Origin of the sequence: Leptothoe sp. LEGE 181152 (assembly GCF_032906605.1) — a bacterium.
GTDB classification, from domain to species: domain Bacteria; phylum Cyanobacteriota; class Cyanobacteriia; order Phormidesmidales; family Phormidesmidaceae; genus Leptothoe; species Leptothoe turfae.
Genome location: NZ_JASATU010000037.1, coordinates 74,203 through 85,479, shown reverse-complemented (window position 1 = coordinate 85,479; position 11,277 = coordinate 74,203). Strand labels below are relative to the sequence as shown.

Genomic DNA, 11,277 nt, shown 5'->3' with positions numbered 1-11,277 from the left:
GGGTCACCTCTAGCGCTTCGGGTAGTAGCTCCGGTAGTTGCTTGGCCAGTTCTCTGAGCGCAGAAGCACGGGAGGACTCTGATTGTATCGAACGGGTCACCTCTAGCGCTTCGGGTAGTAGCTCCGGTAGTTGCTTGGCCAGTTCTCTGAGCGCAGAAGCACGGGAGGACTCTGATTGTATCGAACGGGTCACCTCTAGCGCTTCGGGTAGTAGCTCCGGCAGGTGCTTGGCCAGTTCTCTGAGCGCAGAAGCACGGGAGGACTCTGATTGTATCGAACGGGTCACCTCCAATGCTTCGGGCAGTAACTCCGGTGGCAGTTGTTTCACCAGTTCTCTGAGCGCATCAGCACGGTCAGGCTCATCTTGTATCGAGTGGGTTACCTCTAGCGCTTCGGGCAGTAGCTCTGGCAGGTGCTTCGATAGTTTTCTCAGTGCATAGGCATATAGATATTCAGACTGAAAAGCGGCAATAGTTTCACGAACCTTAGGCACTAATGACTTTGGCAAATATGGAAAAATCTTCTCAAGAGCGACAATTTTCTTAATAGGGTCTTGCAACTGTTGTACATATGCCAGGCTCTGTGTTGGTTGCCAAAGATTTTCTTCTAACAGTGCTGCTACCATTTCGGCAGGGATGCTCTGGGCTAGACTGTTGAGTGACATTTTCATCAGTGCATAGCAACATTGCAGATAGATAGCACGGCAGGGCTCAGCACTAAATAGTGATGATGCCAAATTCCATGCTCGACTAATATCAGTCACAAAGTAAGAACTTTGCCCCAGAGCATCACAGGCTTCGTACCAGCCATTCCGACCCCCATCATTCGTCTCTTGTAGCAGGCTATGTACTTCCTCTGCTTGTCCCGCTTTTTCTAAATGCCAGGTAAGCCGTCCATGGATATACCCATCATCCGGCAATGTATGCCATAGGTTATCTTTTGCTTTGCGTTTATAAGCTGTTAGAAGTTTGGCATGGGCTGTTTCCAATTCAATGCCTAATCCTGATAGCTCTCCCGGTATGGCTGGTTCAGGACTACTCACCAACACTTTTTGAGCCAGATCATGCATCAAATCATGCATGCGATACCCTAACTTACCGTCGTCCTGCCGCGCCCCTGCTAGCAACAACGCCTTAGCTCGAAACGTTCTCAAAATTCCGGTTGCTTGACGATCAGACACTTGCCATAAAGTAGCCGCCATCCCCTGGGTAATGGTGACATCCTCAGGTACAATGCCAAGCCAGGCAAATCGTTCTCGCTGCTCGTCTGAGAGTTGTCTTAGACTCAAATTAAACGATGCAACTAAACTATGTTTTCGTCGTTTAGCTTCACTAATTTTTTCTGTTCCTACTCGGTCCAGAGATTCTAACCGGCACACCTCTGCCCTCAGATCATCTAAAATTTCAGTCCAGGTAGCTCCGTATTCCACCTGTGCAGCCGCTAGTTCCAGGGCTAATGGCAAATAGCCGACTTCTTTTGCCAGGGTCCTAGCACTAACCTTTTCTGCTTCGCTCAGGCTCTCTCCAATCGCCTGAGACATTAACTTCAATGACTGGTCTGGAGTCATCACATCCAGGTCATATCGGGCAGCGCCTTCAATGGGTGCCTCACGAGTGGTAATCAGCACACAACATTCCGCCCCACCCACTCGAAAATATTCGGCATCTTCTGAGTTCCATACATCGTCTACCACCAGCAGAGCACGCTTGTCGTACAGCTGAGTTTGTAAATGTGTAGAGGCCGCTTCTTTAGTAACAGGCTTGTATTCGTGGTCGCCTAAAGCCTGTATCCAGCTACTTAAAAGTGGTAGCAAATCAGGTGTTTGACCTAAAGTTACCCAAAAAATACCATCTGGAAATTGGGATTGAACTTCTCGATCATGGGCAATAGCAGCTGCTAAAACCGACTTACCAATGCCACCCAGGCCATATATGGCACTAACAACTAGCGTGCCTGGTTTGCTGGCACTGGTAAATGTGGCCGGGTCCAGACGACCCACTTGAGCTAATACATTCGCTTTGATCGCGTCTCGATATTCGGGACGGTCTACAAAGTAACTGGGTAATGGCGGTGCTTGAAATGGTTTGCCCTCTTTCAGACCACTCGGTCCAGTAAAAATTTCTGAGAGTGTAAAATCTGATTCAACAACCTCACCTTGCTCAGTTCGCTGGGGTCTGCGAAAAATAACCTTTACGGCATCGGGTTTAGATGTGGTTTTAATTTTTGGTGGCGGCAACTGTGCCGTGCGCATCGCACCATGCATACGGCTAATACCACTAGCATTCAGCTCCACCTGCTGCATAATGCGAAAGATTTCGGCAATCGTATGATTTCGCTTAGTGGAAATAATATCTTCTGGTTCTTGCTCTAAATCAACTAAGGGCTCACCAAAACTGATGATTTCCACTCGATCTGGATACACATCGATGCGGGTAGGTTGCTCTGCTTGTTGACTCTCATACTCTCTGTGAATCAGAGCATTAGCCAAAGCTTCTTTGAGGGCAATCTCTGGAATTTCGAGATCGTCCCTAGACCCTGTACCAATCTTGCCTGTTTTACTTAAACCTGCATCTTCCCTCAGGAAGTTCATCCCAATTTCTAGCAGATTGAGTAAATTATCGTTCTCGCGTCTTGGACTGGCATTGGCGTCTCCTCGATTAGGACTGTCATACACGCATAATGCCAAACCACAGGCTGCAAATTTGTTGACTAAGAATGCCCTTGGTGCAAAACAGAAAAATGCCCCAAGAGCCGGGCTGTCATCATGTAACAGTCCAAGATAGCCAAGGTGATCGACCGTAGACGCTCGCAAAACGTTTTCCTGTCTCAACGCATCCCGAGCTTGAGGTTGGGTTAGAAAAAAATCAAGCAATTTTTGGTCTAAATCTTGAACTCCGTACGTTAAGACAGGACGGCGATCAAAACTCAGGTGAGAATACTCCCCTAAAAATTGAAGCTTTGATGCGATCGATGGTTTTGCAACAGGCTGCCCGACAGTTTCAGACAACTGTTCTGATTCTTTAGATATTTCTGCCAGCGCACTCTCAAGCTGTGTTTGTAGATCTTTAGGACTGGATACTTGATAGATAGCTAAATTTGAAGACTCTGCTTCTACATATTCCTTAAGTGCCGTCTGTCTAGGGATCAATGGCCCTTGAGCCATAATAAACGTTATATCTGGAGACTCTGTAGGCGCAGGCAAATCAAAGACAATAATCTTTTGTCCAGCATCAGCGGCTGCCTTAAGCTCAAACTCAGTATGGCTAATCTCTGGCTCCTCATAAAGCTGGCCATAAAAGTTACCCAACAAGGCTACGTAAACACCACAGCTATCGACAGCAGTTTTACAAGCCTCCGGCGTAGGCTCACTGGCAAAGCAAACTTCTTGCCTATCAACGGCTACCCAAGGAGAAGACGCATTTTCAATACATTGCTTAGCGGCGATGCGATATTCCCGAACTGTAGAATCGTCTGAATCACCAATAAAAACAACACTGGAATTAATCGCAGGCTTGTAATGGCGATTTCTCAGCAGTTTTATCTTGTCCGCGTCATGAACCGTACTACGCTCAGGTGCTAAAAAACCGGCGTCTACCAGTTCGTCTTTAACCTGTTCAAACAGCGTTTCTAAGGTAATAAATGGCTGCTGATTATCAATACCAGTTTGAATAACGTCAATCAGCTTGCCAGAAAAAGCAGTGTATCTCTCCCCTTCTGGAGCATCGGCCATGCGGTTGCTGGGAACTGCTGCGATGGTATACGTTCCCTTAATATCAATACGTTCTTTGATATAGCTAGAGGTATCAGACATCAAAGCCCGACCACTAAAACAGCTATCGATAATTAATAGTTTCCGCGTGGCTGGAGAACCGGCAATGGCCTCTTTCACCTTCTCGAACTGAAGACCATCAAAGTGAGAACTGTCCCGAGTAGTATCACCAACGGTTAGTACAAGTTTATTCTTACCTTTTCCAATCAGGCCATGCCCTGAGTAGTAAACAATCAGAGTATCCGTAGCCTGCTTTGCCTTATTTGCCAGCCTAGTTGCTACAACCGAAGCACTTGCTTCATCCAGGATCTTCGTCACGTTAGACAGAGGAATACCAATAATCTGGTAGTCCTGCAGCAAATTTGCTAAATCATTAACGTTGTTGACGACTCCCGGTAACGGGCAAAGCTCTTGATCTTTGGGAAATTGGCTAGTCCCTATCAATATCGCCTGGGTTTCTTCAGGGATAATCGATAGCATCAATCACCAGCCTCTAAAGATTTAACCTTATTCATCACCTGCTCTACAAACAGGTCCATTTCGGGCAAATTCTCTGCCGTGACTTCAACAAAGGTACCCTCCGCAATTTGTACCTTCATGGTCACTTTCGGTCGAGTACTCTGAATCCACACATGGATTGCTTTAACCAGCTCAACCACAGCCTTAGACGCTAAAACCACAGACAGTACTGTAATTGGGTCAATGCCCATTTTCCCTGGCTCAGCATCTCCCAACTCAGGCTTAAGCTGCTTTAGTCCAGCAATCTGTTCCTGCTGAATCCAATCCTGTAAAGAAGCCAGGGTTTCCTCATTTGCCTCAGAACCTTGCAGTTCTAGACCTAATGCAACATCTGCCATGCAACTCAGCCTGTCTAATCAATTTTTGCTGGTTACAGTTTAGTCGACCTCTCCAGAGATGTCTCTAAATCAGCTATTAAAATTTAAACGCAGATTTTTCAAGCGTTTTCCAAGATATTGAACAGCCCTGAGGTAAAGTTCTACCATTCTGTCACTCTTCAAAAACGAGCAATCATAACGTAACGGCATCTTCTTCAAAGCAGGTGCTGTAGTACGAATATTCAGACAGGTCAATTAGCTACAGCAAAGTATTTCTCTAGAGCATCCCAAAAACCTGTTTGGCTTCAAATGTCGAAACCAAACAGGTTGAAAAGTATATGAAGTTGTCTATCAGGCCCCTATGCCATCAAACGACGACGCATCATCAGGCTAGCGAAAGCAGTCAGCCCCAACAAAATACCAGGTTCAGGTGTTTGAGCAGTATCTTCCCCTTCCTCAAAGTCAAAGGACTTATCGCTAAAGCGGAAGGAATAGTTATCGGTCTCAAACCCACCACCACCAGTTTGAGTAATTTTGATTCGATTAAACAGACCGTCTACTTCATTAGCATAGAAGTGAACGTAACCGTTGTACTCGTTATTGTGATGGGCTGCTTGGGTGGGCAGCTTAGAGTCACTCGAACCAAAGACATTGTTATAGTCAAACAAACCTAGACTAGTTTCAACGCCATTGTCGTCAACTTTCAAGAACTCAAACTTGTTCTCAGGACTCAAGGCTCCCCAGTTCATTCCAAAGTAGTTAAGACTACTTGCTAAATCAACAGTGACCGAATTACCTTGAAAAACAGCTAAATAATCGGAGGTATTTTTCTCAGCATTGGCACCAGTAGGTGCCCATTTGTCACTTTTAACATCTGTTCTATCAACACCCAGGGCCTTATCAAAGGTGAATATCATCGACTCATCGCCAAAGGTATAGGCATTGGCTTTGCCAGCCACAGACTCGCGAGCACTGGGATCATTAAAGTCAATGGTAACCACCCCTTCGTTGTAATAGAAATCAGAAAAGGCTCCCAGGGTACCGTTGGGGTCATCGAGCAGGTTAACGCCCTTAGTCACTTTAGCGGTGATGCCATCAATGGTGAACTCGCTGTAAACAGGCAAAGATGCATCATCAAAATCGTCTGCCTGGGCCAGGGGCGCAACTGTTAGGGGAGCTGCTACAGCAACGGTTGCAGCCAGCAACATCTGGTAAATACGCTTCATAGTGGGAGTGCTTTATTTGATACTGAATGAATGATTTAGAGTGGATGTCGCAGATGTGCTTTCTGCTACATGCATGCAATCAGTATCACCAGCAAGGGGCTCCACCCCTAACAGGAAAAACCCCTAAAATAGGCGCATTAGAACTTTAGTTGGTTTTTCTAGGATTAACATTAAATTGAAACAACAATCGTGTATTTGTCAGTAAATATATTTAGAAAACCTCTTAACCAACAAGTTACTTAAAAGGTTTGTTCTAGTTAGCTTAACTGAGTCCATAGCATTGGCTTACGTCTTATTTCGGACTCGGATTAGACACAGTTTCTTGTCAGCCTTGCTAATTGCATAAATTTTATTCAAACCAATTTATGCAAATTAAAAGAGTAACCGGTGAAGAGTGGATTCTCTTCACCGGTTACCCTTGATCAACCGATATGTCTAGCTTTTTAGTCCTACGTTGTTGCCCTAGACCTGCGGCATCTTTTCATGCCAGGGTGTGGCTTGTTCGTAGGCCGATGCTACTTCAAATAAGGTGTCTTCTCGCAGGGCATTGCCAATGAGTTGCATACCAATGGGTAACCCAGACTCATCAAACCCACAGGGTAGACTGATACCGGGTAAACCCGCCAGATTCACTGTAATTGTCATCAAGTCAGACAAATACATGCTGAGGGGGTCGTTCACTTTATCTCCGGCTTTAAAGGCGGTGCTGGGTACCGTGGGGGTGAGCAACACATCCACGTCTTTAAATGCGGCTTCAAAATCTTGCTTGATCAGGGTGCGCACCTTTTGTGCCTGGAGATAATAGGCGTCATAGTAACCGGCAGAGAGGGCATAGGTGCCGATCATGATGCGACGTTTCACTTCTGCGCCAAACCCTTCAGCTCGGGTTTGTTTGTACATGGACAGCAGGTTGTCGGTCTCAGCCCGCTGACCGTAGCGAACACCGTCATAGCGAGCCAGGTTTGATGAGGCTTCTGACGGGGCGATGATGTAATAGGTGGGCAGACCATATTTGAAGTTGGGACAGGAAATTTCAACAATCTTGGCCCCCAGGTCCTTCATTTGCTCAATGGCCGCCTCCATGGCCTGGGCCACATCACCGTCCAGACCTTCGCCAAAGGTTTCTTTAATCAAACCAATGCGCTTGCCTTTGAGGTCGGTTTTTAGGTGCTGGGTATAGTCAGGAATCTTGACATTCAAGCTGGTGGAATCTTTGGTGTCATGGCCTGCGATCGCACCCAGCAAAATCGCGGCATCCTCCACCGTACGACTAAAGGGACCAATCTGATCCAACGATGAGGCAAAGGCCACCAATCCGTAGCGGGACACCAACCCATAGGTGGGCTTCATCCCCACCACACCACAATAGGCCGCAGGCTGACGGATAGATCCCCCCGTATCTGACCCCAGGGAAATCGGGGCCTGATCAGCAGCTACAGCAGCAGCAGAGCCCCCAGAAGAGCCCCCGGGAACACGGGTTGTATCCCAGGGATTGGCGGTGAGCTGATAGGCAGAGTTTTCGGTGGAGCTGCCCATGGCAAACTCATCCATGTTGGTTTTACCCAGGAAAATTGCTCCAGCATCGGCTAAGCGCTGGGTTACTGTCGATTCATAGGGCGGAATAAAGCCCTCCAAAATCTTTGAAGCACAGGTGGTGCGAATGCCTTTAGTGCAAAGGTTATCCTTAAGAGCAATGGGGATACCGGCCAGGGGTCTGAGGGCCTCGCCTGCTGCGATCTCACTATCTACCTGCTGGGCCTGAGCCAATGCCTTATCAGCCGTTACAGCCAAAAAACTATGTAATTTAGGCTCTAGCGCCTGCAATCGATCTAGATATGCTTGAGTAATTTCAACCGCAGTACGCTCTTTTTGGGTGAGCTGTCGCTGCAACTTGCGGATGACTGACATTCGGGCTCCTTCAGTATGCCTAGCAATTCCAAGCTAACAGTATAGGTGGGAATGGCGGCAATGGGACTAATGGGTCAGCCAGCTACAGAATTCATCATGCCCATGATAAATAGCGTTTCTACCACGAAAATTTACTCTGACGACGTTAATTTTTCGGATCAATCTGGTGGGTTCACTAAAGTAGTAGTAAGCGCTTTTCTAAGCAATGCTTTTAGGCGTAATAGCCTGGATATAGGTCTAAGCTGCCCATGAATGTTTTTAGGTAAATGTGTAGCCAGGTACAATCTTTCTTATTATTTTTCTATTAAATCTTTAATGGATACTTAGTGTATTTAGTAACTAAGTCCTACAAAGACACGTCCATACTGGCCCCGCTTGTTTCCCTGATAATCATCGCGATTGTTGATTCTGTTTCATAATCGTTTATGCTCCTTTTTCGTTCTACTCCTAAGCCCATTTGGCGTCAGACCTGGCTGCGACTGTTGCTGTTGTCCGGCAGTACCCTTGGGGTTATGTTTCTGGTTATCCCCCGACTACCTGCCGAATGGGCAGTGGCACCTGGAACACTAGCAGGGTCTCCAGAACAAACCGTGGATGGTGCAGTTATTGAAGCGGACTCTACAGCGACAGCAGCGCCGATCCAGGTTGCTCAAGCATCCGTGGGCCAGATCAATCCAGAAGGGGTGGTGCGGCCTTACATTGCGCTAACCCGATTTAGTCATGGTCTGACGGAGCGTGTCTTGGAAAAGAAGCAATGGGGGTCTGGTTATGAGCGTGCGATCGCCCTCGCTCAAGAAGCGTTATCCCTACGCAAACAAGGCAGCAATATTGAACTGAGCCAACGGGAAAAAGCCCTCTGGCAACAAGCAATTTGGGCACTTGAGTCCGTCAATAGTGATTCAGAAGAATATTCTCAAGCCCAGGCTAAGCTCAAGGAATATAGCAACGTTGCCACATTTGTGAGTCGTCGCATTGAGCAGCAGCGTTCTGACTTCTTGATACCGATTGCGTCTGCATTGGGCAATCCTAATACTGTCCGTATTTCCCTGTGTCAGCTAGGCACCAGCGAGTGTCGGGGCTATCGAGGTGATGTTCCTCCCCTGAGCCTGGCTAGCTTGGTAAAACTGCCTATTGCCGTTGCTTTGATGCATCAGGTCACCAACGGTCAGGCAAATTTAGACGATCAAATTTACATTGACCCCAGCAACTTTACAGAGAATGCCCAGGGTGCCAAGATTTTTGTTGACAAGACCTACACCCTGCGAGAGGTGATGGTGCGAATGATTACTGAGAGTAATAACATCGCCACCAATCAGCTGATCGATTACCTGGGGTACGACACCATCAACGCTGCCCTCAAAGCAGAAGGTTTCACAAAGACTACAGTGGGCCACAAACTCGTTGGTAGTAGCACCTTTCCCAAAAGTATGGGATCTGGTCGAAACGTTAGCACGGCTGATGAGCTAACTCAGATGATGATGCGCATCTACAGCTTTACCAAAGCCAGCGATGAAGAGATTCTCAACGCATTAGTGGGTCAGTATGACCTTGACTTTGGTTATCGAGCTCTAGTTAGAGAAAAGCCCGATATTTTTTGGATTGGTGAGAAAACCGGGCAAAACTCTTCAGTAATTGGCAGCACCGTGGCGTTCAAGGTCGGTGAAGAGCGCTATGTCATGACCGTCACCATTGATAAAAGCGCCAATCAATTCCGACTGCGTCAGATTATCCGAGATGCGGCTCGCCATGTGCTAGATAATGGTCCTTTAGATCAACAATTCACCTCTAAAATCGCTCAAAAAATTTAAAAATTAGTCATTCACTTTTTCAAGCTGAGCCCATAGAAGGCACTAATGTTCTAATGAAAATTAGAACATAGATGTTTGGGCTATGGCATTTTTATTATGTCTAGAAATCAATTTTTCTAGTCATTTTCTCTATGAAAAAACTGGCTATCAGCGGTGTGAATTGTCCGTTTTAGTGACTAGGTATGACGCTTGAGGTTAACCATCGTTAAAGTGCTGCACTGCTTGGAATAATAGCTGTGAGGCTTAGGGCTTTTATATATATTTGCCCAACTTATGGCGTTGATAGGAATAGGCTTAAGGTGATTCCAACTATCGAGTATCTCAGGACACAAACCCAAAAATAATTTGTTTCAGCCTCTTGTCAAGGATTGGATACACCCTCAAACTAAATAATGAATTAATAAACTGCGCTAGTGAGACGAGCCTGTGAAAAGAGTTCTTTCAATTATTCTTGGCGGTGGTGCTGGCACTCGCCTCTACCCTTTAACGAAGTTTCGTGCAAAGCCCGCAGTTCCCCTAGCAGGTAAATATCGGTTAATTGATATTCCAGTTAGTAACTGTATCAACTCAGAAATATTAAAAATCTACGTTCTCACTCAGTTTAATTCAGCATCGCTCAACAGACATATCACTCGCGCCTACAACTTTTCTCAATTCAGTGATGGTTTTGTGGAAGTGCTGGCTGCCCAGCAAACCCCTGAAAGCCCTAGCTGGTTCCAAGGAACTGCCGATGCCGTCCGTAAGTATCTATGGCTATTCGAAAGCTGGGATGTGGATGAAATTGTCATCCTTTCAGGCGATCATCTCTACCGTATGGATTACAGTCTGTTTGTGGAGCGCCACCGCAGCACTGGCGCTGATGTCACTCTTTCGGTCGTTCCCGTCGGCTACAAAGTTGCGTCTAGCTTCGGTCTAATGAAGATCGATGGCTCCGGTCGTATCGTTGATTTCAATGAGAAGCCCAAGGGTGATGCCTTGGAAGCTATGAAGGTGAATACATGCACCCTCGGTCTGAACCCTGAAGAGGCAAAAGAGAAGCCTTTTATTGCTTCCATGGGTATCTACGTATTTAAGAAACAGACACTGATTGATTTACTACGCCGTTCTCCCGAACAGACGGACTTTGGTAAGGAGATTATTCCAGGCGCTGCCCGTGACTACAATATTCAGGCCTATCTGTTTGATGATTACTGGGAAGATATTGGGACTATTGAAGCCTTTTTCAATTCCAATCTAGCGCTTACTCAACAGCCTCGACCCCCATTTAGTTTCTACGAAGAAGACGCTCCAATTTATACTCGCGCTCGCTATCTTCCCCCGAGCAAAGTTCTCGATTGTAAGATTACTGAGTCCATTGTGGGGGATGGTTGCATCCTTAAAGATTGCCTGATTAATCGCACGGTGATTGGTCTGCGTCAGCGCATTGGAGCAAACTGTGAGATTGATCATGCATTACTCATGGGCTCTGACTACTATGAGTCTGCAACTGAGAGTCATCAGCACTTGACCCGTGGCAAAGTACCGGTGGGCATTGGTGAAGGCACGATTATCAAACAGGCCATTGTTGACAAAAATGCTCGCATTGGCCGGAATGTAAAAATTGTCAATAAAGAAAACATTCAAGAAGCTGAGCGGGAAGATCTCGGATTTTACATCCGTAGTGGTATCGTCGTTGTTCTCAAAAATGCGGTAATTCCTGACGGCATGATTATTTAGCCGTAGTGGGGACT

6 protein-coding genes are annotated in these 11,277 nt (G+C 46.5%); 2 read left to right on the top strand and 4 right to left on the bottom strand.

Going from position 1 to position 11,277, the window contains the following annotated elements; all coding sequences use genetic code 11:
- The 4 genes from QGP82_RS20590 to gatA form a co-directional block, all read right to left on the bottom strand.
- Positions 1-4,249 (bottom strand): caspase, EACC1-associated type (locus QGP82_RS20590; protein ID WP_499060824.1); only part of this gene is annotated, 4,249 nt, incomplete at its 3' end.
- Entirely contained in the window at positions 4,249-4,626 is a 378-nt protein-coding gene (locus tag QGP82_RS20585) for an effector-associated constant component EACC1 (RefSeq protein WP_499060823.1), read from the bottom strand. The genes QGP82_RS20585 and QGP82_RS20590, both read right to left, overlap by 1 nt.
- 338 nt (positions 4,627-4,964) lie before the next feature.
- Positions 4,965-5,831 (bottom strand): Npun_F0296 family exosortase-dependent surface protein, encoded by an 867-nt coding sequence (locus QGP82_RS20580; RefSeq protein ID WP_163668762.1) that lies wholly within the window; start codon positions 5,829-5,831, stop codon positions 4,965-4,967.
- Positions 5,832-6,293: 462 nt separating this feature from the next.
- A complete protein-coding gene (gene gatA / locus QGP82_RS20575; RefSeq protein ID WP_499060822.1) occupies positions 6,294-7,739 on the bottom strand; it encodes an Asp-tRNA(Asn)/Glu-tRNA(Gln) amidotransferase subunit GatA in 1,446 nt (481 codons plus the stop codon).
- Between the two features lie 425 nt (positions 7,740-8,164).
- Here gatA and QGP82_RS20570 point away from each other — a divergent pair, with 425 nt between their 5' ends.
- On the top strand, positions 8,165-9,547 hold the full coding sequence (locus QGP82_RS20570; protein ID WP_499060821.1) for a serine hydrolase: 1,383 nt from the start codon (positions 8,165-8,167) through the stop codon (positions 9,545-9,547).
- A gap of 426 nt (positions 9,548-9,973) precedes the next feature.
- The gene (locus QGP82_RS20565) at positions 9,974-11,263 is read left to right on the top strand and encodes a glucose-1-phosphate adenylyltransferase (RefSeq protein ID WP_163668768.1); all 1,290 of its coding nucleotides are present in this window, start codon (positions 9,974-9,976) and stop codon (positions 11,261-11,263) included.
- Positions 11,264-11,277: the final 14 nt, after the last annotated feature.

Excerpts from the sequence above, each read along its gene's own strand:
- QGP82_RS20585 (WP_499060823.1), bottom strand. The coding sequence starts at position 4,626 with ATGGCAGATGTTGCATTAGGTCTAGAACTGCAAGGTTCTGAGGCAAAT.
- QGP82_RS20580 (WP_163668762.1), bottom strand. The coding sequence starts at position 5,831 with ATGAAGCGTATTTACCAGATGTTGCTGGCTGCAACCGTTGCTGTAGCA.
- gatA (WP_499060822.1), bottom strand. The coding sequence starts at position 7,739 with ATGTCAGTCATCCGCAAGTTGCAGCGACAGCTCACCCAAAAAGAGCGT.
- QGP82_RS20570 (WP_499060821.1), top strand. The coding sequence starts at position 8,165 with ATGCTCCTTTTTCGTTCTACTCCTAAGCCCATTTGGCGTCAGACCTGG.